The sequence below is a fragment of the Xanthomonas sp. NCPPB 3582 genome, assembly GCF_041475735.2.
GTDB lineage: Bacteria > Pseudomonadota > Gammaproteobacteria > Xanthomonadales > Xanthomonadaceae > Xanthomonas > Xanthomonas codiaei.
This window is the reverse complement of sequence record NZ_CM192968.1, coordinates 4,992,125-5,016,954: the sequence shown is the minus strand read 5'-3', so window position 1 is coordinate 5,016,954 and position 24,830 is coordinate 4,992,125. Positions and strand designations below refer to the sequence as shown.

The window sequence follows — 24,830 nt, the reverse complement described above, 5'->3', positions numbered from 1 at the left end:
TCAACATGGGTGTCTGCTGCGTGCCCGGTCCAGGTTCGCGGCGCGGCTGCTCCAGGCGACGCGCCGGTCTCGCACGTGCTGCACCCGGGCGCCCGCAGTGCGACGCGCTGGCCGTGCACGTCCGGCGCCTAGCCGGCCTGCTGCGTCCTGCCACTGCGCCACCGCTCCAGCCACCACAGCAACGCGGCAACGAGCACGAACGCCAGCCACCATGGCCAGCGCGGGCCAGGCTGCGCTGTGGCGTGCGCTGCATGTGGCGATGCGCTGGTGTCGACCAGGGCCAGGGTGGCGCTGCGTTGTGTGTTGGCGAACAGGGCAGGCGCCTCGGTGGGGGCACGGACGTAGAGCGCACCGCGGCGTTGGCCGTCCTGCCAGCGGTACCAGCCGGCCTGCCCGGGCCAGAGGCCGGCACAGGCGGCGGTGCCGGTGTCTGGAGCCGGCGGCAGCGGTTGGCGGCTGTCGTCGGGTGCCTGCAGCTGCGCGGCAGTGCCCAGGCCGCACAGGTCGATGCGTTGGTCGCGCCAGCCGGTGCGGATGGGCGCGCGGGCGCTGGGTTTGGCCCGGCTCACTGCGGCAAGCGTCTGGCTCCACAATGCGGCGTGCAGGTCGGAGCGGCCGCTCAGTACCAGGCGGTAGCTGTCGGTGATGGCGATCAGGCCGATGCGCCCGCGGCCCAGGGCGCGCCACCAGGCGTAGGGCGTGCCGTCGGGCGCGCGGCCGACGGCGATGGCGTCGGCATCGGTGGGCGCCAGTGCGCGTCGCTCCAGCGCGGGCAGCGCTGCCGTCGTGGGATCGGCCGAGTCGCCTGGCTGCCGGCCCGCGTCCGTACCGCCCGCAGTCGCTGCGGCAGGCGGCTGCGCAGCGGCCGAGGCCGATGCGATCTGCAGCGGCGCGGCGGTGCCATCGCCGCCCAGCGCCAGGCCGAGGTCGGCCATCGCGCTGCGCTGTGCGGCATCGGGCGGCCCGCTCAAGCGCAGCAGCACCCCAAGCCCGCGTTCGACCGCCGCGCGCAGGGCGCTGCGTTGCGCACGCGGCAACCCGGCCAGCGCGCGCTCGTCGACGATCAGCACGTCGCTGCGGTCCAGCGTGGCGGCATCGAGCGGGCGCGGCGCATCGCCCAGCTGCATGCCGCCGCCGGTGGCGATCTGGGTGTGCAACTGCAGCCCGGCGTCATTGGCCCAGCGGCGCAGGTACTTGAGGTCGGGTTGCGGGGCGCCGGCCAGGATCCAGAGGCTGGGCGCCGGGCTTTCCACCACCGACACCGGCAGCGTGGCCTGGTCGCGTACCCGACCATCGGGGCCGAGCACCCGCACCAGGAACACGCTCTCGCCCACACCGCGCACGTTGCCACTGAGCCGGAAGCGGCCATCGGCGTCGGGCCTGGCCAGGTCGACGCGCCGGCCGGCCGGATCCAGCAGCTCCAGCCTGGCGGCGCGCAGCCCGCCGATGCGGCCCTGGATCGCCACCTCGGTGCCGGGCGCGGCGAGCGCGGGCGTGTCCAATGCGCTCAGGCCGGGGACGGGCGGCGGTGCGGCATAGCGCAGCGGCCAGCCCCGTGCGACGTCGCGGTCGCGCGCGGGCAGGCCGGCGCCGACGATGCGCAGCCCGGTGGTGCCGGGGTGGCGGCGCAGCGCGGTGGCCAGATCGGGCATGCGCTCGGCCATGCGCAGCGCAGCGGGGGCTTCCGGCAGGGCGATGACGGTGTCGCCCGCTGCGGCCTGCAGTGCCGCAGCGCTGGCGCCGGCGGTGGCCACCACCAGGGTGCCGGCGGTGCCGGGTTGCGAGGGCGGAAACAGCGCCCAGTACAGCAGCGCTGCGCACACGGGTTGCAGCGCCAGCAACGTGGTCTTGCGCCAGGCCGGCAGGCGCGCGCGGCGCAGCCGCCACCAGGCCAGCACGGTGATCGCGGCCAGGGCCGCCAGGACACCGCAGGCCGGCATCATGGGCGCTCCTGTGCGTGCAGCGCATCGAGATAGCGCTGGCCGCCGGCATCGGCGGCTGGGCGCGGCTGCACGGCCGCCGGCGGGCGGACCAACAGCGGCCAGAGCAGCGCGCGCAGGCGTTGCCGGCAAGCGGTACAGGCGGGGCTGGCACGCAGGGTCTCGATGGCGGCCGCCAGATCGAGCGGGTCGTCGAGGGCGGCTTCGTGCGCGGGTAGCCAGCGCGCAAAGGCATCCAGCGCGGCGCCATCGCTGGTCGCTGCGGGCTCGCCCAGCGCCTGCCACAACGCCATCGGCTGCGGGTCGGCCACGCTGCGCTCGACCAGCGCATCGGCGCCGTGCACCAGCCCGTCGCGCTTGCCGCTCATGCGCCGGCTGGGGTCGATCGGCGGCAGCTGCGTGCCCACCCGCGGCAGGTAGATGCGCTCGGCCTGCTGCACCTGCTTGATGAAGCCCAGCGCCTTGTTGGCATAGGGCAGGGCGCGCTCGGGGTGGCCCTGACGCAGCTCGCCTTCGGACTGCCACATCTGGTCCAGCGCGGCGCGCAGCAGGGCGCGGGTCTTGGGGTCGAGCAAGGTGGCGGCTTCGGCGTGGTCGTGGGTGTGCCCGAACTCGGACAGCACGTCCTGCGCCTGGCCGAAGCCGCTGCGCGTGGCGGGCGCGGCGCCGTGGTCGTGGTCATGGTCATGGTCGTCGAGCGCGGCGGCGCCGGGCGGATGCGCGTCGTGATCGTGATCGTCGTGATCGTCGTTGCCGGCCGTGGCAGGCGGGTGCTCCGGCGGCGCAGGGGCATCGGCGATCGGCATGTCGGCTGTTGGCAGATCGTCGGCCGGGGCAGCGCTGGTAGGTGCGTCGGCGGCGGGCGGGGCCTGGGGCGCGCCTTCGCTCTCTTCGCCCAGGAACTGGCCGTAGCGCAGCCGCAGCAGGCGCTGGTCCACGCCGATGGCGTCGGAGCGCTTGAGATAACTGGCCGCGTCCAGGCGCGGTCGTTCCTTCAGCAGCACCTGCGCGTCGATGATGATCTGGCGCTGGCTGCGGAAGTAGGCCGGCAGGGTGCGTTTGACGCTGGCCTCCAGGCCGGCGGCCATGGTCACCTCGGGCGGTGGCCAGCGCAGGATCACGCTGGCGCTGCGGCCTTCCTGCGGGCCGGGCTGGCGGGTGTCGTGGACGATGAGCTGGGCGATCAGGTCGTCGCCGGCGGCCATGCCCAGCGCCTGTGGCTGCAGGGTGATGGCGAAGCGGCGGCGGTTGGCCGGGCCGCTGCCGGTGAGGGTGCGGCGCTGGGTGCTGAAGGTGATGTTCTCGCCGCTGCCCTGGGCCAAGGTCAGCCGCAGTTCGGCGCTGGCGGCCACGGCGTAGTCGTCGTTGGCGTCGAACTGCAGCGTCCAGCCCGCCTTGCCCGGCGTCCACAGCACCAGGCTCTGCTCGGGCGCCAGTACGCGGACCTGCGGCGGGCGGTCCGGCAGCACGTCCAGCCGGTGCAAGCTGCCGTCGGCGGGCGCGCCATCGATCAGGATGCGATACAGCGCCGGCCGTTCGGCCAGCCACTGGCCCTGCCACTGGTCGCTGCGGCCTTGCCGGGTCAGCGCGACCAGGCGGCCATTGCCGAGCCGCAGCGCTACCGTGCGCGGGGTGGGGCTGACCTGCAGCTGCCAGTCCAGCCGGGTGCCGGCCGGCACCCGCGCGTCCAGGCCGGGCAGCCGTGCGGCGGGCAGGCCGGTGTAGGCCGGTGGCGTGCTGTGCAGCCGCGCCTGCCGCAGCACAGGGGCGCCGCGGGTGGCACGCGCGGCGGCGACACGGTCGTCGTTCGCCGATGGCGATGGTGCCTGCGGCGGCCACAGTAGCAGCGCCGCACAGGCGAGCACGCCCAGCAGGCTCCACGGCCCGGCGCGCCGCCACGGCCAGGCCGAACGCAGATCGGGCGGGCTGCTGCGCAGGCGTTGTTCCAGTCGCTGCCGTTGCAACGCCTGCAGCGGGCCGAGGCGGTCGCGCGGGACGAACAGCAGGTCGCTGCTGTCTTCCAGCGCCGGCGCCTGGTCCAGCCGGCGGATCAGCCAGGCCTGGTCCAGCCGGCGTGCTGCCCGCAGTGCCACCGCTGCCAGCACCAGCAGGCCCGCAACCAGCGCGCCTGCAAGCCACCACGGCGCGGGTGCGGCCTGCAGGCGCCAGGCCAGCACCGCCGGCAGCACTGCCAGCGGCAGCCCGAACAGCAGCACGCCGGCCGCCGCCCGCCGGCGTGCGGCCTGCCACGCGCGCTGCAGCTCGGGGGTGCTCATGCCGCTGCGTTCCGGCGTGGTGCGGTAGCCAGCCAGCGTTCGAGCGCGAACAGCAGCAGCACCAGGCCAATCAGCCACGGTGCCAGCGACTGCGGCGGCAGGTCGAGCCGGATCGTGGCGCCACGCTGCGGGTGTTGGGTCTGCGCCGGCGCGGTCTGGACGGTGGGCGGCGGCTGCAGCGCGGCGCGCAGGCGGGCCGGAAAATCGGCATCCAGCAGCGCGGGCAACTGCGGCGGCTGCAGCGGTGCGGTCCAGCGCAGTACCCGGCCACGGCCCAGCGCTGCGGCATCCAGCAGGGCTGCGCCATCGGTTTCGGTGAGCGCTTGCAGCGGTGCGGCAAGTGCAGTCGGAACCGGTGCCTGCGCCTGCAGTACCAGTTGTCCGCCCGCCGCGACCCAGGCGACCACCGGCGCCGGCGGGGCGCTGGGCGACAGCCAGACCACCACCGTGCCGGGCGCCCAGCGCGACGGTTGCGCCGCCGCCGGCGCAACGACCGGCAGGCTGCCCGGCAGCGCCCATGCCGCATGGACCGCGCGCAGATAGCGCAGCGCCGGCGCCGCGCTGTCGTCGGCCACCACCTGCAGGCGCAGCGTGGCCGGTGGCGTAGGCGCTGGCAGCGGTGAGCGGCCGGGCAGCACCTGCCACTGCACGGCGCGCGCGAGCTGCACGCGCTGCGCATCCAGCGCGCCCCACTGCGCGGGCACGATCACGCTGAGCGCCGCATCGGCCGGCAGGCTGGCGTCGAGTTCGCGCAGCAGGCTGCCGACCGGCTGCGCGCTGCCCAAGCTTGCGGGGCTGGGGTCATCAGCGGTATCGGCATCGATCGGCGCAAACCCTGGCGCCAGCCAGAGCCATTGCGCGTCATCGGCGTGGGGCAGCGCGCGTGCCGCGGCCAGATCCACGCCCGGGCTGACCGCGATGCGCGGGCGGCTGTCCTGCCGGTCGCGCAGTGCCGGCTCGGCCAGCAGCACGGCCAGTGCGGCCAGCAACAGCAAACGCAGCACCAGCAGCGGCCACTCGTCGAAGCGTACCCGGTGGCGCGGGCGCGGCATCGCCCGCAGCCAGCGCAACGCGGCGAAGTCGGTGGGCCGGTGCTCGCTGCGCCGTGCCAGGTGGATCAGCAAGGGCAGGATCAGGGCGGCCAGTGCAGCCAGGCCGGCGGGCAAGAGCAGCAGCAGATTCACTGCGGCACCCGCCTGGCGGTGTGGGCGCGGACGACCTGCCGGCTCATCGCGGTGCGCCTTGCGCGAACAACTGGCGCAACGCGGCATCGGCCGGCGCATCCAGGTAATGCACGGCGTGGCGAATGCCGGCGGCCTGCCAGCGCGCCTGCCGCGCGCGCTGTGCTTCGGCGAAGCGCTGCAGGTAGTCCGCGCGCATGGCCGCACCGTCGCCGAGCAGCTCCTGCCCGGTTTCCGGATCGCGGAAGCGATGGCCGCCAGCGAACGGGAAATCGCGTTCGTCGCAGGTCAGCACCTGCAGCTGCAGCACCTCGCGACGCGCGGCGGCGAATTTTTCAAGCGCGCCGGCCAGTTCCTCGTCGAATCCGTCGCCGATGGACAACAGCAGGTCGTGCGCGGCAATGCGTTCCCACAACGGCCGCAGCGCGTCCAGCCCGGGCCAGCGGCCACCCGCGCGCAAGCCATGCAAGGCCAGCCACAGGCGGTCGCGCTGACGGCTGCCGACGCCGGCCGGCACCGCGACCAGGCCGCCGCCATGCAAGGCGTACAGGCCGACGCGGTCGCCCTGCTGCAACGCTACTTCCGCCGCACAGGCGGCCAGGGTTGCCATCGTGTGCAGGCGGCTGTGCTCTGGCCGCGCGCTGTCGGTCTGCCCGGCCGATGCGGTGGCATCGAGCAACAGCCACAGCGTCAGCGGGCTTTCGCGCTCGGCTTCGCGCACGAAGAAGCGGTCCGAGCGTGCGTAGAGTTTCCAGTCGATCTGGCGCAGTGCGTCGCCCGGCTCGTAGGCGCGGTACTGCGCAAATTCCAGCCCGGCACCGCGGCTGCGGCTGGCGTGCTGGCCGATGCCCTGCGCGCCCTGCGCCTGACGCGCGCGCAACTGCAGGCCGCGCAGGCGGCTGCGCACCTCGGCAGGAATCAGCGACGGCAACGGCATCTGTGTCACAGCCCGATCAGGACGGGAACGGCACGGCGTGCAGCAGCGCGGCGATCACATCGTCGGCTGTGCGTTGTTCGGCTTCGGCGGCGAAGGACAGCAGCAGGCGATGCCGCATCACCGGCGCGGCCAGCGCAAGCACATCCTCGCGCGTGGCGGCGAGCCGGCCATGCAACAGCGCGCGTGCCTTGGACGCGAGCACCAGCGACTGGCCGGCGCGCGGGCCGGCGCCCCATTTGACCCACTGGCGCACTGCGTCGCTGGCCTGCGGGCCGGGCCGGCTGGCGCGTACCAGGCGGTTGATCCAGGTCAGCAGCTCCGCGCCCACATGCACCTGGCGCACATGTTGTTGCAGCGCCTGCACGCTGGCCGCGTCCATCACCTGGGGCACCTGCGCGCTGGCGGTGCCGGTGGTCTGGCTGAGGATGTCGCGCTCTTCCTGCTCGCTGGGGTAGTCCACGCGCACATGCAACAGGAACCGATCCAGCTGCGCTTCCGGCAGCGGATACGTGCCGGCCTGCTCGATCGGGTTCTGCGTGGCCAGCACGAAGAACGGTGCCGGCAGCGCGTAGGTGGTGCCGGCGTAGCTGACCGTGCGTTCGCTCATCGCTTCCAGCAGCGCGGCCTGGGTCTTGGGCGGGGTGCGATTGAGCTCATCGGCCAGCAGCAGGTTGGTGAAGATCGGGCCTTGCTGGAAGCGGAAATGCCGGTGCCCGGTGCCATGGTCTTCTTCCAGCAACTCGGTGCCCAGGATGTCGCTGGGCATCAGATCCGGGGTGAATTGCACGCGGCGGAACTGCAGCTCCAACGCCTGGCCGAGCGAGCGCACCAGCAAGGTCTTGCCCAGCCCGGGCGCGCCTTCCAGCAGGCAGTGGCCGCCGGCCAGCAGGCCGATCAGCAGCTGCTCCACCACCGCCTCCTGCCCGACCACGGCCTGCGCCAGTGCCGCGCGCAGCGCGCCAAGTTGGGAGAGCTGGGCGTTAAGCATGTGTTCGTCGGGGGAGGGCATGGGGCGATCTCGTCAAGTGGCTGCGTGTGTGCGTGGCTGTGTGCGATCTGGTAGTGCGGGTGAGGTTTCGCCCGTGCGCGTGCGCATCAAGCCCGTGGCGGCTGGTGCGGAGCTTGGGCGCATCACGCTGCCCCGCGTATGGACGTGTACCGACAGACGCAACGGCACTGGCAACCTTCCATCATCGTGCACCGGTGCGGCTGGGCGCAGCATGTCAGTTGGTCAGCGCGTACATCACGATGTTCACGCCAAACTTGGTGTTGTCTTCGGCCAGGAAGCGTTTGTTGCGCCAGTCGTAATCCCATTCGCAGCCGTAGTCCTTGTTGCTGTAGAGCACGCCCAGGCGGCCGTCGATGTGGATGCCCTTGAGATAATCGTGCACCAGGTCGTCGCCCCAGCCATTGAGCTCGAAGCTGGTCGCCGGCGGGCCCTCGGGAAACTTGAAGAACGCGCTGTAGAGGCGATGCGTGTTCGGCAGCTTCTGCAGGGCGCGCTTGCCGAAGAGGGCGCTCATCTGCGCTTCGAACGAGGTGGCGAACAAACCATCGATATCGTGGTTGCAGTCGTCCACGAACACGAAACCACCGTTGCGCACGTAGCGCTCGAAGTTGCGCCGCTCGGCCGGGTTGAACTCCACCAGCTTGTGTCCGGACAGATAGCAGAACGGCGCCTGCAGCATGCGCGGATCGGCCAGGTCGATGACGTGTTCCTGCGGGTCCACGCGCAATTGCGTGTAGTCGATCAACGAGGTGATCAGGTTGGACGGCATGCGCGCATCCACATCCCAATCCCCGGAGTCATAGCGCAAGCGCGTAAACCAGAAATCGTAAGCCCCGGCCGCACGTGCGTGCCGCGGCAGCGCCAAACTAGCGACGCTACCAAGCAGCAGCTGCAGAAAATGGCGGCGCGTTGCAGGCGCCGCAGAAGCTCGCATACCGGGGACGGGAGGCGTGGACAACGCACCGGATTGCGGAGCGCGTGCTCCGCTCTCCGAATCCCGAATCCCGAATGCCCAATCCCGGCCCCTACTCACACCGCATCCGACAACGAGGTAAACGTGAAATCGCGCAGCCGCATCGGCGGAATCATCATCACGTAGCTGGATTCGTCGCCGGCCACGCGCACCGGCTTGCCCAGTTCGTCGATGTTGTTGAGCATGATGATCGGCGATTCGTTGAAGCGGAAATTCTTCACCGGGTATTTGATCTGGCCGTTCTCGATGTAGAAGGTGCCGTCGCGGGTCAGCCCGGTCAGCAGCACGGTCTGCGGGTCGACCATGCGGATGTACCAGGTGCGCGTGACCAGGATGCCTTTCTCGGTACCACGCACCAGCTCGGCGATGTTCTTCTCGCCACCGGCCATCAGCAGGTTGCCCGGCTCGCCGACCGCACGCTTGCCATTCTTCTGCGCCCAATAGCGCGAATACTGCAGGTTGGCGACCTTGCCGTTCTCGACGATGGACATCTTCTCGCGCGGCAGGCCTTCCTCGTCCCACGGCATCACTGCCGCGCGCGGGTCCCACGGGTCGGCGCTGATGTTCACGCGCGGATCGTAGACCTGCTCGCCGAGCTTGTTGCCGCCGCCCTTCCTGGACAGGAAGCTGCGACCTTCATCGGCCATGCGTGCGTCGAAGAAATCCATCATGAACGAGATCAGTCCAGCCGCTGCCGCCGGCTCCAGGATCACGGTGTATTTGCCCGGTTCCAGCGCCTTGGCCTCGGCCGAATCGCTGGCCTTGCGCATGGCGATGCGGATGTCCTGCTCGGCCTTGAAGTCGGCCGCATCTTTCAGGTTACGGCCCACCCAGCCCGAGCCGCGGCCATCTTCGGTGCGCACGGTGCAGGTGTAGTCGAAGCGTGCGCCGCGCTGATAGCCGAAATTGCCCTTGCTGTTGGCGAACGCGGTGAAGCTCTGTCCATCTTCCAGGAAGCCGGCCGCGATCAGGCCCTTGCCCTTGCACGGGGCGATCGAATCGGCGGCTACCTGCGCGCGGAACGCCGGGTCCACTGCGGCGGTGGAGTCGCTGAAGGTAGGACTGGGTTTGTAGGTCTGCTTGTCCACCGCCGGCATGAACTCCGGATTTTCTGGTGCCAGCCTGGCCAGGTCTTCGGCGCGGCGCACCACGCGTTCCAGCGAGGCGTCGTCGAAGGCGTTGATGGTGGCCACGCCCACGCGCTTGCCGAACGCCACCTGCACCTGCAGGTCGGTGTTGTCGACGATGCCGCTGGTGGACACGTTGTTGAGCGCGAATCGGATGTTGCCGTCGATCGAGCCGCTGAGGGTGGCGGTGCACTCGTCGGCCTTGGACAGCTTGATGACCTTGTCCAGGATGGCCTTGGCCTGCGCTTCGGTAAGGATGCTCATGTGGGTTTCTCCTGTCAGCCGAGCGAGCGGGCGGTGCTGATGACGTTGATGCCATCGAAGCGGGCGGTGGACGAACCATGCGAGACCGCCGAGACCTGGCTCGGCTGGCCCTTGCCGTCGAAGAACGAACCGCCCAGGCGGTAGTCGTGCTGGTCGGCCACGGCGCTGCAGGCGTTCCAGAATTCCGGCGTGCGGATCTGGTAGGCCACGTCTTCGAGCATGCGGGTAATGGCGCCGTTCTTGATCTCGTAGAACAGCTGGCCGCCGAACTGCGCGTTGTAGCGCTGCTGGTCGATGGAGAACGAACCGTCGCCGATGATGTAGATGCCGTTCTCCACGTCCTTGATCAACTCGCTCACGCTCAGCGGCGTCTTGCCGGCGGCCAGCGATACATTGGCCATGCGCTGGAACTGCACGCTGGACCAGGAATCGGCATAGCAGCAGCCGTCGGAGGCGGTCTTGCCCAGGATGTGCGCCTGGTCGCGGATGGCCTGGTAGTCCACCAGCTTGCCGTCGCGGATCAGATCCCACTGCTTGGTCTTGACGCCTTCATCGTCGTAGCCCACCGCGCCCAGGCTGCCGGGCTGGGTCTTGTCGGCCACGATATGCACCTTGTCGCTGCCGTACTGGAAACCGGCCTTGAGCTTGTCCAGCGTGGCGAAGCTGGTCCCGGCGAAGTTGGCCTCGTAGCCGAGCACGCGGTCCAGTTCCAGCGGGTGGCCCACCGATTCGTGGATGGTGAGCCAGGTGTGCGAGGGGTCCAGCACCAGGTCGTACTTGCCGGGCTTGACCGACGGCGCCTTGAGCTTTTCCTGCGCCTGCTTGGCCGCGGCGATGGCGTCTTCCTTCATGTCGTAGGACAGACCGTAGTTCACCACGCCGTTGGGCGAGACGAACTTGCCCGATGCCGCGCCGTCCAGATATTCGTAGCCCATGCCCATCGGCGCGGACAGCCCGTCGCGGGTGCGGAACTTGCCGCTGGCCTTGTCGATGGCGGTCACGCTCATCGGTGCCCAGATACGGTGCACGTCCTGATCGATGTAGGAGCCGTCGGTGCTGGCGAAATACTTCTGCTCGTTGACCACGAACAGCATCGAGTTGACGAAGTTGGCACCGGCCGCGGTGGCGGCGGCGTTCACGCCCAGCAGCAGGTCCACCTTGTCCTTGATCGGCACTTCCATCGCGTTCTTCTTTATCGGCGTTTTCCAGCTGACCTCGCCCACGCCGGGCGTGGCTGCCAGCTGCACCGGCGTGCCCTGCACCTTGGCATTGGCCTTGGCGATCGCCGCGGCCTGCGCGGCGGCCTTGGCCACGCCTTGCTCGGTCAGCTCGTTGGTGGCGGCAAAGCCCCAGGCCCCGCCCACGATCACGCGGATGCCGGCACCGATGGATTCGGTATTGACCACGTTCTGCACCTTGTCTTCGCGGGTGATCACGAACTGACGCAGGTAGCGGCCGATGCGCACATCGCAATAGCTGGCCCCGGCCTGGCGTGCGGCAGTGAGCCCGGCATCGGCCAGCCGCTTCTTGCGGCCCACATCGAAGGGCGTCAACAGCTGTTCGGCGGCAATCGCATTGCCGAAATAGGCGGGCACCATCAATCCGCCCATGGTCAGCCCGGTGAGGGCCAGGAAATCACGTCGCTGCACGGGCAACTCCCCAATAGTCCCGCGCGGCGCGCGGTGAGTGGTGACGCGCGGAGGCCTCTCCACGCGATATCGCCGATTCTTGCCGGGCGATGATTGCTGCGTCAAATGACTTTCGGCAGGGGTATGTCGATAAGCGTTGTCGCACATGCGGCCAATCGCCCGGCATGTCCGTGTTGAAGCATGGCGAACACGACTGGTTGCACATGCGTGCAACGTTATTGCGGCCACGCGCGGTTGATCGATGCCGCTCGCATTGTCCTGTTGACTAACGGGCCGCGCGTGGCGATTGCACCGTTGTGCGCAGCAGGTGGCTTACAGGCTCCAAACAGCCGGTCGACTTGGTGAAGGTTTCGGTCGCGCAGCGATACAGCTGCGGCCTGGCTGCAGGGCCCTTGCCCGCCCACCATCGCAGGACACGCTGCAAGTACGTCCTTGTAAGCTCCGTGGCGGCATCCATGCCGCCAAGGGTCCCGCGACGGTGGGCGGGCAAGGACCGGTCACGCTGGTCGGTGTGCATGGTTGCAAGCAAGGCATGAAGTGCGTTGCTTGATAACGGTGGGTGGGACGAGTGTGCCGATGCAAGCCGAGCAACGGACAAGCTTTTGGGAAGGCAACCGACCAACATCCTGGTGCGGTGTCCTTGCCGATTGCGGGACCGTGTGGCGGCATGGATGCCGCCACCGAGCCTACAGGGACGTACTTGCGGCGTGTCCCGCGAGCGGTGAGGGCGCCGCGCCCTCGACTCACGAGGCTTTTGATCGCATCTAAACAACCAGGACGTCGAAAGTAGCGCTGTGACTATCTCCAAGTAAGACCGCTCTGCCAAAGACACTGCCAACTGTTTGCTCGCAGCCCTCACCCCAACGAACGTGCGGTATTGATCACGTTGATGCCATCGAACCGAGCGGTGGATGACCCATGCGAGACCGCCGACACCTGGCTGGGCTGGCCCTTGCCGTCGAAGAACGAGCCACCCAGGCGGAAGTCGCGCTCATCGCAGACCGCGCTGCAGGCATTCCAGAATTCCGGCGTGCGGATCTGGTAGGCGCCGTCTTCCACCAGGCGCGTGACCTGGCCGTTCTCGATCTCGTAGAACAACTGCCCGCCGAACTGCGCGTTGTAGCGCTGCTGATCGATCGAATACGAACCTCGCCCGTGGATGTACAGACCGCGCTCCACGTTCTTGATCATGTCCGCAACCGCCAGCGGTGTCTTGCCCGGCGCCAGCGACACGTTGGGCATGCGTTGGAACTGCACGTTGGACCAGGAATCGGCGTAGCTGCAGCCATCCGAAGCCGTCTTGCCGAGCAGGTGGGCCTGGTCGCGCGTGCATTGGTAGTCGACCAGGATGCCGTCCTTCACCAGCTCCCATTGCTTGGTCTTGACGCCTTCGTCGTCGTAGCCCACCGCGCCGAGGCTGCCCGGCTGCGTCTTGTCGGCGACGAAGGTTACCGCATCGCTGCCCCACCGGAACTTCGCATCGCGCTTGTCCAGCGTGGCGAAGCTGGTGCCCGCGTAGTTGGCCTCATAGCCGAGCACGCGATCGAGCTCGAGCGGGTGGCCTACCGATTCGTGGATGGTGAGGAACAGGTTGCTCGGGTCGATCACCAGATCGTATTTGCCCGCCTTCACCGATGGCACAGTGAGCTTGGCGCGCGCCTGCTTGGCGGCGGCGATGGCGTCTTCGCGGGCATCGTAGCTTTTCCCATAAGCGACAAGCCCGCCCGGCAGCGCATGCTTCTCGCGCGCATCGCCATCCAGGTATTCGTAGCCCATGCCCATCGGCGAAGACAGCCCGTCGCGGGTGCGGAACTTGCCGCTGGCCTTGTCCACCGCAGTCACGGTGAAGGGCAGCCACAGCCGATGCACGTCCTGGTCGATATAGGAGCCATCGCTGCTGGCGAAATACTTCTGCTCGTTGATGGCGAACAGGCGCGAGGCCACGAAGGTGGCGCCGGCATTCAACGCGGCCGCATTGACATCCATCAGCAGGGCCACCTTGTCCTGCAGCGGCACCTCCATCGCGTTCTTCCTGATCGGCGTGCGCCAGCGCACGTCGCCTGCCGGCGTCACCGGTGCCAGCTGTACCGGCGTACCGCCCAGCCGCGCGTTGGCCTTGGCAATGGCTACCGCCTGCCGCGTGGCGCTGGCCACGCCATCGCTGGTGAGCGTATTGGTGGCGGAAAAGCCCCAGGCACCGTCGGCCAGCACGCGCACGCCGGCCCCACTGGATTCGGCATTGACCACGTTCTCCACCTGCGCCTCGCGGGTGATCACGAACTGGCGCAGGTAGCGGCCCACGCGTACATCGCAGTAGCTGGCGCCCGCTGCCTTGGCGGTGGTGAGCGCGGTGTCGGCCAGGCGCCGGTTGCGCGCTGCATCCACCGGCGCAAGCAATTGCTCGGCCGCGATCAGCCGCGTATTGGGCAGCAGCAGCCCGGCGGCCCCGATGCCGGACAGGGTGAGAAAGGTACGACGGTCCACGTGCGGTCTCTCCAATCGATGCGCGCAGCGCAACAGGTGCACGCCAGCATCCGAGCCTTACCGCACGTGCCGGTTTGGTCAAGTGCCGCCGGTTGTCAGATCCGCAGCACAGGCCGCACTGCAGAACGTAACGGCCGTCGCAGTAAGCGAACGCGAGTGCTTGTGGCCGGACGCATGCGCCGTTTAGCCTCGCCGCCTCTGCGGCTTTGCTGCGGTCGCTCCGCGTGCGGCCGTGGCAAGGCGCGCCAGGTCTACATCACTCAGGGGACACTTGATGAAAAAAACCACGGCTCGCTGCGGTGTGGCAGCGCTTGTTATCGTGTCGGGCATGCTTCCGATGGTGAGCGCCGCCGCCGACTGGTATGTATCGCCGACCGGCTCGGACAGCAACATCGGCACGCGCGCGCGGCCGTTCGCCACCGTGATGGCCGCGCAGGCCGCGGCGTCCAGCGGCGATACCGTCTACCTGCGCGGCGGCACCTATCGCCTCACCACGGCCAACATCAGCACGGTTCGGCAGCCCTACGCGATCGTCAACGACATCACCAAGAACGGCATCGCCTATGTCGGCGCCACCAACGAGCGGCCGGTGTTCGACTTCTCCGCGGTCACCCCGGCAGGCCAGCGCGTGGCTGCATTCCGGATCAGGGCCAGCAATTGCACGTTTCGCGGTTTCGAGGTGATTGGCGTGCCCATCACCATCGCCGACCGCCTGACCCAGTCGGAGGCCTTCCGGGTGGAGGGCGGCAGCGGCAATCTGTTCGAGCGCCTGGCGATCCACGACGGCCAGGCGATCGGCTGGTATCTGGTGTCAGGCAGCAACAACCGCGTGCGCAATGTCGATGCATACAACAACAAGGGCTTGAACAGCTTCTCCTACGGCAACATCGACGGCTTCGGCGTGCATCCGGCGGCCGCCGGCAGCCGCGGCAACCTCATCGAAGGCAGCCGTGCCTGGAACAACAGCGACGACGGCTTCGACCTGATCAATGCCTGGGAAGCGGTCACGCTGCAGCACAACTGGGCGTTCCGCAACGGGCTCGACGTGGATGGCACGCCGCTGGGCGATGGCAACGGCTTCAAGGCCGGCGGTTACGGACGCAATGGCAGCGCCTATCCGCAGCCGGTGCCGCAGCATCGTATTGCGTTCAATCTGGCGGTCGGCAATCGCAGCAACGGCTTCTACGCCAACCACCAGATCGGTGGCCAGACCTGGATCAGCAACACCGCCATCGACAACGGCCGCGCCAACTTCGACATGCTCTCCACCCTGGCCGACAACCGCACCGACGTGCCCGGCTACGGCCATACCCTGGCCAACAACCTCGGCTATGGCGCACGCACCGAAATCGCCAACCTGGGCGCCGCCAGCGCCAATACCATCGGACGCAACTCCTTCACCCTTGCGCTGACGGCTGTGGCACGTGATTTCGTCAGCCTGGACGAGCGCCAGCTCACCCGCGCGCGTCAGCCCAACGGCGATCTGCCGGTAATCACCTTCGCCACGCTGGCCCCGGGCAGTGCGCTGATCGATGCCGGTGCCGATGCCGGCGAAGCCTTCAACGGGCGCGCACCGGACCTGGGTGCGTTCGAGGCGCAGTAGTCTGCGCGCCGGCGCAGGCCGATGACAGCATGCAGGCCTGCTCCGAAGCCAGAATCGGTTAGCACACGATGGCCCGTCACTGCACCTGGTTGGAGATCTCGATCAGGTCCTGCGCCTTGAAGTGCTCGCGACCCGGCGAAAAAAGTACCAGCTGCGGCCAGGTAAATCCGGTCTTCGCACTGACGAAAACCGGCGGTTCGCCCTTGGGTCGGTGAAACCTGACATCGATCGTGTCCGATTGCCCAATCGAGAGATAGGCCAGTCTTCCGTCCTGAAACGAACATAACGGCGCGTCGCGGTCTCGAAACTCGTTTATCGCCAGCCCGCCATCAGGCAGCGTTTCGGTGGTGGTGTCATCGAGCGGCCCCATGACAGCTTCGAAGGCGGCCACCTGAGCCTGCGTCATGCCGAATTCCAACGGGCCCAGGCCCTTGTTCGGATTGACACTCCAGATTTCCGGCACGCCTGTCTCCTGCAACATCGTCGATGCCTTGTTACCCAGTTCGGTGCAGCACCGAGCTCATGGGCAAGGGGGCGACCCCGGCGCCCGCCGCAGGCTCACGGCGTGGCGCTGCGCCGAAGCCGGCGGTCCAGCAGGTAGCCGAGCACGCCACCGATGGCGATCGGCAGCAGCGCATAGATCGGAATGAAGATCAGCGCCAGCGCCGATTGCGCATCGGCACGCAGATCCAGGCTGGCGTGCGCCCAGGCGAGCGCTCCAAAGCCGATCAGGCACGGCACCAACAGTGCGATCGGCCGTCGGTACAGGAAACTGATGCCGAGCAACGCGCCCCAGGCGATCGCATTGAATCCGCCCAGCAACAGCCATCCGCCCACGCCGGTGTCGGTGTACTGGCGCAACCAGTCCACTCCGAACGGTAGACGCACCGCATAAGGCAACAGCATGCCCGCCACGACGAGCAGGAGACGAGCATTACCCATGGTCATACCGATGCCATCTCCGTGCGGGAGTGATCAACGTCATATGCAGACATGCCCGCATCCAGGCATCGCGGTGATGCGCTGTAGGACATGCAGGCGCTGGCGGCCCGGCCACGAAGCGCGAGCGCAACGCATTAAAGCACGAGGGAAGCAATCCTTGCCCCTGGCACCGAGCGCCGGCACGTCGGACGTGCCTGGCGATCCTGGCGATGCCGGTCGCTCCGGTGCGCTGCAGAGTGCGCCGCATGGCCGGATCGCGCGGCGTGGCGATGCACAGCAGCGAGCCCGGCAACAGGCACGCGTAGCGGGGTGCATGCGATCGCCGCAGGGAAGTGCAGGCGGGCAGGCGCTGGCGCTGTCGGCCATGCCGACGCGGTCGTCGACATGGTCGACCATGGCCAACCTCAGCGCGTGGCGGCCGGAGCCAGCACGTGCGACCTCAGCCACGCCTGCACGGCCGCGGTGTCGGCGATATCGCCATCGAACACAAGCGAGGGAATCTGCGGCTGGTTATCGCCGCGTGGGCGGCCGTCGCGGGTCATGTAGGGCACGCCGATCACGCCGTTGCCGCTGGGCAGTGGCGCGCTGATCGGCGAGCCGGTGCGCGAGTCGACAAAGGTCTCGGTGCCCACCTGCTGCACGCCCGGAAACTGCTTGAGTTCGTCGACGAAGGCGACGCAGGCGCTCGCGCAGTCGTAGTCGGTCAGCACGATAACCCGAGCGCGCACCGGATTGGCCGGCGGTCGCTTCGGCTTGGGCACCCTCTGGTGGTTCACCGGTGCGTGCAGCACCTGTTCGCCACGCGCCTTGGCCGCATTGAACAGACGATCGTCCGCATCGAACGCAATGCCGTCTATGGGTGGCTCCGCCGGGGCATCCGCATCGTCGGGCTCGTGCGATGGCGTCGACGCCTGGTCGTCGAGTATGCGATACGCCTCGAAGATCTTCAGGCGCTCGCGGGCGTAGTAGTTCGCGTAGTCGTTGCCGTACAGCGACCGCAGTACGCCCATGAACCACTCGTACGGCCCGCCGCCGTTGCCGCGCACGTCGAAGACGATGACCGCCTTGTCGCGCAGCGAGGGCGCGGCTGCATACAAGGCGTAGAACTGATCCGATTGTCGCCGGTTGTCCGGGGAGAAGTTGCCCAGCCGCACCCACGCACCGTCGGCACCGAACGGGGTGATGGTCACGTCCTTGCCCAGCGGCGGCTTGACCGCGGTCCGGATGCGCATCCAGTCGGTGTACGGGATGGGTTTCCATTGCAGGTCCACGCTGCGCCCATCGATGGTGCACTGCTTCGGGCGCTGCAGGAAGGGGCTGGCACCATCGCGGAACAGCAGGGGGGCGATTCTTGCGTAGGTGGACTGCACGCCGGGAATCACATTCTCGTAGGGCGCCAGTCGTGCGGACCACGCGGTCATCGGCGATCCATCGCAGGCGGTGATCTGCGCACCATCGGCCACGCTGCCGTCGGAACCGGCGACCACGAAACGGCCGCCGCGATACACCGCCTGGAAGCCGGGCCATTGATAGCCGGTGGCGGCCAGCTTGATCGACACGTAGGCATGTGCGTCGTTGAAGGTGGAGAAGAAGTGCAGCATGGTCTGGCGGTAGCCTTCGAAACTGCTGACCTGCGCCAGGTCCCGGTCCGCCTGGGCGCGTGCCTTGGCCATGACGGCCGCGAACGCGGCAGGATCCGGGTACACGGCCAGGATCGATGTGTCCTTGAACCACTGCAGCGCGAAATTCACGTCCCTGTCCGCCATGGCAGCCCAGCCCTGTAGGGGCGTCGGTGAGGAGGCTGGCGTTTGCGCGGCCGCCTGGCAGGTGCCCACCAGGGCCAGCGACAACGCCGCCAGCAGCGGGAGCGTTCTGCGCGAGATGGTTCCAGTGCGGCGGCGGCGAACAGCAAGTGTGGTGTTGGACATGGTGCGGGACTGCCATGGACGAGGAAGGATGTCCGAAGGAATACACATTCCATGCCAGGCATCGCCGCTGGCCCGACGGCGGCGGCCGAGCAGGCGCACTGTCCGCTGCGGTGTCCGCGGACGTCCGCCATGAGCTCGCGGACATTCGCCTGCGCGGTAGCGGGCGCCCAGGTACAGGAACGGCACGCCCATACCGGCCGTCACCGGTGGTGGCACGCCTTCTGCTTACCTACTGCCACCGCCACCACATCCCTGCTGCCAATGCGTCGTCTGACTCCGATGGTGTTCCTGCTCGCGTCGCTCGTTGCCCCGCTTGCCCACGCAGCCGCGGTGCGCGATGTCTCTGCCGCCGATGCGGCGGCCAAGGCCTTCGCACCCACCGCCACGCGTACCCGGCCGGCCGGGCCTCCGGTCACGACGGTGCAGGGATGGCTGCACCAGGGACAGCGGCTGCCATATCGCTCCATCGTGAGCGAGTGGCCGGTGCGCGGTACCGACGGCGGCGTGATCGGGGTCGTCGTGACCCAGGCCTATGTGGCGCCCGCCAAGCCGGGCGTCCGGCGCCCGGTCACCTTCGTCTACAACGGCGGCCCGGGCGCGGCGTCGTGGTCGCTGCAGATGGAGGGCATTGGCCCCAAGCGCTACGACGCGACCAGCGGACGGGTCGTCGACAACCCGGACAGCATCCTGGACGCTACCGATCTGGTCTTCATCGATCCGCTGGGCACGGGCGCCAGCTTTCCGATGGCCGGGGCCGATGCCAGCAGCGTCTGGAACACGCCGGGCGACGCAGCCGCGATCGTCGCGGTGATCGGCGACTGGCTGGAGGCCAACCACCGCACGGACAGCCCGCAACTGTTGTTCGGCGAAAGCTACGGCACCTTGCGCAGCCTGGCGGTACTGCATGCCGATGCCGCGCATCCCAGGCTCAACATCTCCGGCGTCATGCTGCTGTCGCTGTTCCTGGGGATCGGCAAGGGCGAGGACCTGGATGCAGTCACGCTGCTTCCCAGCCTGGCGACGACGGCTTACGCGCACGGCCTGCGGCGTGTTCCCGGCGCTTCCCCGCAGCAGGCTTACGACGACGCACTCGTGTTCGCGCGCAATCGCTACGCGCCCGCGCTGCTCGAAGGCAACAGCCTGTCGGCCGAACGCTTGCATGCCGTCGCGGCCGAGATGAGCGACCAGATCGGCGTGCCGGCCGAAGTGCTGGAAGCGTCCAGATTGCGCATCGATCGCAACCAGTTCCGGCAGGCAGTGCACCTGGCATCATCCGACGCGCGGATCGGCAGTCTGGATACGCGCGTGGTGGGTACGGCGGCGCTGGACGGACTTGCCGCGCCGTACAACGATCCATCGATGACGCTCGGCAAGCGCCCGGCGTCCTTGATGGAGAGCTATCTGGCGACCCTGGGCTACCGGATGGCGGCGGCGTATCGCCCGCTCAACCTGACGATCAACAACGGCAGCTGGTACTTCCGCGCCCCAGCCACCGCAACGCAGGAACAGGACAACACCATCGACGCGACCGACTGGCTCGCCGATGCCATGCGCGCCAATCCGCGCTTGCGTGTATTCGCTGCCGGCGGCTATTACGACATTGCCACACCGCTTTACGACGGCCGTTACATGCTGGACCACGCCGACATCGACCGCACGCGGCTGACCCTGGCGGCCTACCCGGCCGGGCACGGCGTGGCGGAAGACCCGCAGCAGCGCCGCGTGCTCGCCGCCGACCTGCGCGCCTTCATCGTGCAGGCCACCACCCGCTAGCCGCGCTCGGCCACGCTTGCGGGCATGGCCGGGCCAGACGGCTGCCGTGGCGATGGGCCGTGTACGTCAGCGTGGACAGGCGCGTGTTCCCTCGGGTGGGAGGGTCTGGTAATCCCCCCCAAGATCCGGCAGCAGCCATATGCTTACCGGGACTGGGGATTCGGCCTGGCAGCGCGACCGACCACGCGTGACTCAATCGAAGTGGATGGTCCGCAACGCGCGTAACGATGTCGCTGCCTGTGCAGGTGGTAGCGCAAGCGCATCACGATAGAGTTGCGCCGACACCTTGCAGCGCTGTGGTTGCGACCATGTCGCCCACTCGACCGGGTGCGGCTGTGATGCCAGCGCCTCCCAGAACAGGGTGTTGTAGCGTAGACGCGCGGCCTGTTCCTCAGCATCGGATACCGCGTGTTGCGGTGCCTGCACTGCGGTACGGGCGATCAAATCTGCAAGCAGGCCGCGCACCCGTGTGCGGGTTTGCTCGTCTTGCGGAAGCTCGCCATTGCCCAGCAAGGTGTTGCACTGCGCCCTGTGCTGGCTGCGCACGGTGTCATCCCAGAGCGCCGCGATGCCTCGACCCCAGCGGATCATGTCGGCATCGCTCGAGCGTCTAAAGGCGAACGCCGTCATTTCAGCGTAGAGCCTGCGCAACCAGGCAGTTGCAATGTCCTTGTCCTTGGCAAGCAATGCCTGGCGAATCGATGGTGCGCGCTGCAGGACCTCGTCCGGCTGTTTGGCCGCATAAGCCAGGTAGACGTGCCAGGAGGCATCGCTTGCGCCCATCTGGTACAAGGCGCCGGCCATGGCAATGGCAGCACGTGTCGCGGGCTTGCCATGCGCATCCAGGATACGCACGCTGACACCGCTTTCGATCAACTCGGTGGCATCGATCCAGGTCATCGCGTTGGGCGGCGTATGGCTGCGTTTGGACAACAAGTCAGGTCCGAATCCGGCGCGCAGCAGGATGGCGCGCGATTGCGCATCCCCCTGCGCCAGCGCAGATTCGCGCCATTCCTTGGGTGCGTTACCCAGTAGCCTGTTTTGGTGCAATCCGATGGAGCCTCGCAGGCCGAGCTCACGCTCGGGCGATGCCGCCCACAGCAAACTGCAGGCGCTGGCACAATAGTCATCCACACGCACCACCAAATCGCGGGCATGGATGATCTTGGCGACTTCAAGTGCGTCACCGACCAACCCGCCGCCACTGCGGATATCGATCCGCTGCAGATGCGGCGCACGCGCCATGGCAGCGTTGAAGTCATCAATAAAGTTCGCCGCGATATTACCGTCGATACTTAGCACCCGCTTGTCGGTACTCAGCACCATTCGCGCGTCTGGATCCTCGTGACGTGCACGATCGTTACTCACCACCTGATAGAGCAATGCAGCAATCAATGGCAGTGCCAAGATCAGCAACCACACCGACGTCCACGCACGCGAGGGACCGTAGCCGGGGTCGCGTTTGATCGCGATACCCAGCACCGTTGCAGTCAATAGCAGCGACACGGCAAACAGGCTCAGATGCCAGGCCAGCGGCAATGGCAGCCGCCCGGGAATGTGAAAACCCCATAACGGCAGCGCCACGCCAAGGACCAGACAGCCGAACAGTGCGAGTGCCCCCAAGACGGGCAGCCACGGTGTCATGTGCGGGCTCCAGCGGCGTCCGAGCGAGGTCCACGCTGTCTCGCCAGGGCGCCAGGACATGGTGTCGGCACGATAGCGGCCACGTCCGAATTCGGCCTGCACCTGGACCATCTCCCACACACCGAGATAGCCCCGCCTGTCGCGTAAATGAAGGTGCTGCGTGCTCATTGCATCCAGCGCATCAGCGCCACCAATGCCATCGCCGAGATGCCGGCTACCACATACAGCGTGATCTGCCAGCGGCCTGTCGGCCGGTGCGTGACCACCCAGCCCGCCTTCAAGTCCCAGGAGGTCTTGCCTGCGTTGATCAGTTTCACGAGAGCAAATAACTGCGTCATCATGCTGATCAACGGCACGCAGAGGCCCATGCCGAATACGAACACCCGTCCCTCGCGGCGCAGTGCATCTGCAAAGCCCAGCGCATATCCATCCGCACGCAGAACGCGGATGCCGAACAACCACTTGCCGGGCGTCGTGCCGCACAAGCCGATCCAGATGGCAAGCACCGGCATTAGCAACAGGCTTGTCAGGATGCCGGAGAGCAGTGCCTTGCTGGAGACCGGCGCCACCAGCGCCGAATACAGCGGCGGGCTGATCGTACCCACGACAATACCGATGGAGAACCATAGCAGCAGGCCGAGCGCGAACGTGTCGAAGCTGCGCGCAAAACAGCGGCGCCATGGATGCGCACGGATGTCTTGCCAGCCATCGGCATACACGTGCAGCACCGGGGCGTCGGCCGGAAGCGCAAGCTGTGGCCGGCTGATCGTCGCCAGGAAATCGGTGGAGTCGAAGTTGCGTGCTGCCGGCATGCTGCCACCGGCTTGCCCGGCATGCAGCGCCACTAAGCTCACTGCACTATCAGAAATCGGTGGTGAAGTGGCTTGCGACAGCGAGCAGCGCGCGTAGGGCTCCCAGCCCGCCATGCCTGCCGTCCACATCAGCGTGTGTGCGTGGATGCGCCCTTCGGCAAACCACGCCTGTGCCTGCATCCGGGTCGCCCCGATCGATGCTCCATTTTCCTGGGCATACCAATACTGCTCCATGTGCAGGGCACTCATTGCGTCGATGCGGTTGATGCAGGCGATAGCGGCAGGACAGCAGGCAACTTGAGGCACTCAGTGCGCGTCTACGGTGATCGAAAGCCGGATCGCAGCGGGCCCCCGGCTGTGATCTTCCGGCAATGCTCCACTCATCTGAATCCTCTATCAAGCATTCGCGCTGCGTAATGGTCCGATTGGCGTAAACAGGTATCCCGCCGCGCGGATCTTCGTCACTGCCTGTACTGCCAGTACCGCGAAGCACACATATTTAAGAAGCGGGATGATCGCGCACAGCACCATCGCGCGGTAACGAATGACGACCACCCCAGCGCCGTCGCAGTGAGGTAACCGCCATACGCGCCGCAGCCGACTGCCAGCACGCTCAGTACGATGCAAACGATGGTGGTGACGGTTCCCACGCCTGCCGTGGCGGCCATCGCGACCGCAGTGACAAAGCTCAACCCGGCCGCCAGGCATGCCAACAGGATCCAGCGCAGTCCACTGACGGCATCCCTGGCATTGGCCTGCTGCTTGTGGGATTTATTGAAAGACAGATTGCTGACGTCCATGATCTTTTCTCTTGAAGGAGTGCCTTGCCGCCCCGAGCGGTGACAGCATTCGGTACGGCGTGCAGATGAGGCGGATGCTGCGCAAGACACCTGATGCTGAGCGCGAGCACCACTGTGCTTGTGTGAGGTCCTGCGCCCGCAGGCTTTATCGCATTTTTGTCAGGCGCTCGACGATTTCTTCAGCATGCGTCTCGATCAGGCCTTCCGAGGTACCCCACGCCGAAGTATTGGTCGATTCCACATCGAATGCGGCTACCGTCTTGCCGGCATCTTTGACCTCGATGGAGGTCTTGACCTTGTCACGCCCGGCCATGATGCCGGCCCAGAACCGTGCACCGTTGCTGCGCATGTAGTAGTGGGTAACGCTGATGTCCAGTTCACGCGCTCCCGGCGCACCTTGCACGCCGTGCAGTTTGGCCTCACCGAGCTTGGCATCGAGCTGACGTCGAAACATCGCCAGACTCGCAGCATCGGTATCCTCGTTGCCCTTGATCTCGTACCAATACGTCGTAGCAGCGTCGGCCTTGTAGCTCTGGCGGACCACGCTGTTGGTGGAGCAGGCGCACAGCAATGCAGCGCTCGTCATCGCGAGCGCCCAACCAATCTTCTTCATCTATATCCCCGGTGGAGTCCATTCGAGCCAGCCGCGTTCCGGCTGGTAACCAAGCGTAGCAAAGCAGACGGCTATCGCATGTCGGGGGAATTCTGACGGCTATCGGCCGACGTTTGAGTGCTTGACGATGGCGTCGCGCCTGGGGATCGAACGCCGTATCGGTGCCTGTGTCACTCCTGGCGCCGCAGGGCGTCCTGTGGCTTGACGCGTCTTTCCTCGCTCTTGCGCTTCCAATCGCCCTGCGCGTGCTGCCGTCACGCAGCAGCTTTCAGTTCCCTGGTGCGCTGATAGATGCAGCTTGCAATCGCTGCCCAAAGCGCTGGGCAAGCGATAAATGCGGCCAAGGAGGCCAACGAGTCGAATGACGCTGAAGCGTCGTGCATCAAGCGCAGGAGTAGACAGAGACTTCCCGCCATCGCTGCTGCAGCAATTCCCGCCAGGTAAGGATGTGCGTGTTTCAGGCCAGGAACAAAGTGCAGCGTTGGAACGCCCAGAAGAACAAAGAACGGCGAGCCAATGCCGAATGCGAAGAAACAGTAATACAGAAAAAATGTAGTCGCCGTTTCACCACTGCCCGACGTTGCCACAATCACGGCAATGATTAAGCCGCTCAGAATCGTTGCCGCGACGCATGACAACAGCACCGAGCCCAAGAAGGCCAGGCTGACTTTCAGTGCGTGTGCAAGCGCAAGCAAGACGTCTCTCACGCAGGCTGTCTCGAAGAAAAAATGATGTGGGCGTCCGGCAAGCGGGTTCTCCGATGAGGCGGGGTTCGGCAGGAAGCGGCTGGAAGGTCAGGTGTTGCCTGATGCATAGCTGTTCGCTGGCACGCGCACAACCTCGGACACGTATCGATCCACAAGGTGCGCGCGGGC

Annotated in this window: 19 protein-coding genes; 2 read left to right on the top strand and 17 right to left on the bottom strand. The window is 67.3% G+C overall.

What is annotated here, in order from left to right; genetic code table 11:
• Positions 1-128: 128 nt before the first annotated feature.
• From ACCQ05_RS21305 to ACCQ05_RS21265, 9 genes are all read right to left on the bottom strand, one after another.
• Complete coding sequence (locus tag ACCQ05_RS21305) at positions 129-1,943, bottom strand: carboxypeptidase regulatory-like domain-containing protein (RefSeq protein ID WP_372392429.1); 1,815 nt, start codon at positions 1,941-1,943, stop codon at positions 129-131.
• Entirely contained in the window at positions 1,940-4,216 is a 2,277-nt protein-coding gene (locus tag ACCQ05_RS21300; RefSeq protein ID WP_372392428.1) for a hypothetical protein, read from the bottom strand. Before ACCQ05_RS21300 ends, ACCQ05_RS21305 begins: the two co-directional genes overlap by 4 nt.
• Positions 4,213-5,400 carry a BatA domain-containing protein gene (locus ACCQ05_RS21295; RefSeq protein ID WP_372392427.1) on the bottom strand — a complete coding sequence of 396 codons (1,188 nt, stop codon included), beginning with the start codon at positions 5,398-5,400 and terminating at the stop codon, positions 4,213-4,215. Before ACCQ05_RS21295 ends, ACCQ05_RS21300 begins: the two co-directional genes overlap by 4 nt.
• Before the next feature lie 43 nt (positions 5,401-5,443).
• On the bottom strand, positions 5,444-6,334 hold the full coding sequence (locus ACCQ05_RS21290; protein ID WP_372394213.1) for a DUF58 domain-containing protein: 891 nt from the start codon (positions 6,332-6,334) through the stop codon (positions 5,444-5,446).
• A 16-nt stretch (positions 6,335-6,350) separates the two neighbouring features.
• Positions 6,351-7,343 (bottom strand): AAA family ATPase, encoded by a 993-nt coding sequence (locus ACCQ05_RS21285; RefSeq protein WP_372392426.1) that lies wholly within the window; start codon positions 7,341-7,343, stop codon positions 6,351-6,353.
• 214 nt (positions 7,344-7,557) lie between these two features.
• On the bottom strand, positions 7,558-8,376 hold the full coding sequence (locus ACCQ05_RS21280; RefSeq protein ID WP_372392425.1) for a DUF4159 domain-containing protein: 819 nt from the start codon (positions 8,374-8,376) through the stop codon (positions 7,558-7,560).
• On the bottom strand, positions 8,373-9,707 hold the full coding sequence (locus ACCQ05_RS21275) for a TldD/PmbA family protein (protein ID WP_372392424.1): 1,335 nt from the start codon (positions 9,705-9,707) through the stop codon (positions 8,373-8,375). The genes ACCQ05_RS21280 and ACCQ05_RS21275 overlap by 4 nt, the downstream gene beginning before the upstream one ends.
• Before the next feature lie 14 nt (positions 9,708-9,721).
• Positions 9,722-11,356: a TldD/PmbA family protein gene (locus ACCQ05_RS21270; protein WP_372392423.1), complete on the bottom strand. Its 1,635-nt coding sequence runs from the start codon at positions 11,354-11,356 to the stop codon at positions 9,722-9,724.
• Between the two features lie 855 nt (positions 11,357-12,211).
• Positions 12,212-13,840: a TldD/PmbA family protein gene (locus ACCQ05_RS21265; protein ID WP_372392422.1), complete on the bottom strand. Its 1,629-nt coding sequence runs from the start codon at positions 13,838-13,840 to the stop codon at positions 12,212-12,214.
• A 328-nt stretch (positions 13,841-14,168) separates the two neighbouring features.
• Here ACCQ05_RS21265 and ACCQ05_RS21260 point away from each other — a divergent pair, with 328 nt between their 5' ends.
• Positions 14,169-15,443 carry a right-handed parallel beta-helix repeat-containing protein gene (locus tag ACCQ05_RS21260; protein ID WP_372392421.1) on the top strand — a complete coding sequence of 425 codons (1,275 nt, stop codon included), beginning with the start codon at positions 14,169-14,171 and terminating at the stop codon, positions 15,441-15,443.
• Positions 15,444-15,519: 76 nt separating this feature from the next.
• On the opposite strand, the gene ACCQ05_RS21255 is transcribed toward ACCQ05_RS21260, so the two are convergent.
• From ACCQ05_RS21255 to ACCQ05_RS21245, 3 genes are all read right to left on the bottom strand, one after another.
• On the bottom strand, positions 15,520-15,924 hold the full coding sequence (locus tag ACCQ05_RS21255) for a hypothetical protein (RefSeq protein ID WP_372392420.1): 405 nt from the start codon (positions 15,922-15,924) through the stop codon (positions 15,520-15,522).
• A 77-nt stretch (positions 15,925-16,001) separates the two neighbouring features.
• A complete protein-coding gene (locus tag ACCQ05_RS21250; RefSeq protein ID WP_372392419.1) occupies positions 16,002-16,391 on the bottom strand; it encodes a hypothetical protein in 390 nt (129 codons plus the stop codon).
• Between the two features lie 398 nt (positions 16,392-16,789).
• Positions 16,790-18,136 (bottom strand): S41 family peptidase, encoded by a 1,347-nt coding sequence (locus ACCQ05_RS21245; RefSeq protein ID WP_372392418.1) that lies wholly within the window; start codon positions 18,134-18,136, stop codon positions 16,790-16,792.
• A gap of 438 nt (positions 18,137-18,574) precedes the next feature.
• On the opposite strand from ACCQ05_RS21245, the gene ACCQ05_RS21240 reads away from it, so the two are divergent.
• On the top strand, positions 18,575-20,086 hold the full coding sequence (locus ACCQ05_RS21240; RefSeq protein WP_372392417.1) for a S10 family serine carboxypeptidase-like protein: 1,512 nt from the start codon (positions 18,575-18,577) through the stop codon (positions 20,084-20,086).
• A gap of 192 nt (positions 20,087-20,278) precedes the next feature.
• On the opposite strand, the gene ACCQ05_RS21235 is transcribed toward ACCQ05_RS21240, so the two are convergent.
• From ACCQ05_RS21235 to ACCQ05_RS21215, 5 genes are all read right to left on the bottom strand, one after another.
• Positions 20,279-21,898, bottom strand: coding sequence for a hypothetical protein (locus ACCQ05_RS21235; protein WP_372392415.1), 1,620 nt, complete (start codon positions 21,896-21,898; stop codon positions 20,279-20,281).
• Positions 21,895-22,449 (bottom strand): RDD family protein, encoded by a 555-nt coding sequence (locus tag ACCQ05_RS21230; protein ID WP_372394211.1) that lies wholly within the window; start codon positions 22,447-22,449, stop codon positions 21,895-21,897. The genes ACCQ05_RS21235 and ACCQ05_RS21230 overlap by 4 nt, the downstream gene beginning before the upstream one ends.
• A 554-nt stretch (positions 22,450-23,003) precedes the next feature.
• Complete coding sequence (locus tag ACCQ05_RS21225) at positions 23,004-23,342, bottom strand: hypothetical protein (RefSeq protein WP_372392413.1); 339 nt, start codon at positions 23,340-23,342, stop codon at positions 23,004-23,006.
• Between the two features lie 145 nt (positions 23,343-23,487).
• Entirely contained in the window at positions 23,488-23,955 is a 468-nt protein-coding gene (locus ACCQ05_RS21220; protein ID WP_228963781.1) for a DUF4410 domain-containing protein, read from the bottom strand.
• 254 nt (positions 23,956-24,209) lie between these two features.
• Positions 24,210-24,662, bottom strand: coding sequence for a hypothetical protein (locus tag ACCQ05_RS21215; RefSeq protein WP_372392412.1), 453 nt, complete (start codon positions 24,660-24,662; stop codon positions 24,210-24,212).
• Between the last annotated feature and the right edge of the window lie 168 nt (positions 24,663-24,830).

Excerpts from the sequence above, each read along its gene's own strand:
- ACCQ05_RS21300 (WP_372392428.1), bottom strand. The coding sequence starts at position 4,216 with ATGAGCACCCCCGAGCTGCAGCGCGCGTGGCAGGCCGCACGCCGGCGG.
- ACCQ05_RS21285 (WP_372392426.1), bottom strand. The coding sequence starts at position 7,343 with ATGCCCTCCCCCGACGAACACATGCTTAACGCCCAGCTCTCCCAACTT.
- ACCQ05_RS21275 (WP_372392424.1), bottom strand. The coding sequence starts at position 9,707 with ATGAGCATCCTTACCGAAGCGCAGGCCAAGGCCATCCTGGACAAGGTC.
- ACCQ05_RS21250 (WP_372392419.1), bottom strand. The coding sequence starts at position 16,391 with ATGACCATGGGTAATGCTCGTCTCCTGCTCGTCGTGGCGGGCATGCTG.
- ACCQ05_RS21255 (WP_372392420.1), bottom strand. The coding sequence starts at position 15,924 with ATGTTGCAGGAGACAGGCGTGCCGGAAATCTGGAGTGTCAATCCGAAC.
- ACCQ05_RS21220 (WP_228963781.1), bottom strand. The coding sequence starts at position 23,955 with ATGAAGAAGATTGGTTGGGCGCTCGCGATGACGAGCGCTGCATTGCTG.
- ACCQ05_RS21235 (WP_372392415.1), bottom strand. The coding sequence starts at position 21,898 with ATGAGCACGCAGCACCTTCATTTACGCGACAGGCGGGGCTATCTCGGT.
- ACCQ05_RS21305 (WP_372392429.1), bottom strand. The coding sequence starts at position 1,943 with ATGATGCCGGCCTGCGGTGTCCTGGCGGCCCTGGCCGCGATCACCGTG.
- ACCQ05_RS21240 (WP_372392417.1), top strand. The coding sequence starts at position 18,575 with ATGCGTCGTCTGACTCCGATGGTGTTCCTGCTCGCGTCGCTCGTTGCC.
- ACCQ05_RS21260 (WP_372392421.1), top strand. The coding sequence starts at position 14,169 with ATGCTTCCGATGGTGAGCGCCGCCGCCGACTGGTATGTATCGCCGACC.
- ACCQ05_RS21225 (WP_372392413.1), bottom strand. The coding sequence starts at position 23,342 with ATGGACGTCAGCAATCTGTCTTTCAATAAATCCCACAAGCAGCAGGCC.
- ACCQ05_RS21290 (WP_372394213.1), bottom strand. The coding sequence starts at position 6,334 with ATGCCGTTGCCGTCGCTGATTCCTGCCGAGGTGCGCAGCCGCCTGCGC.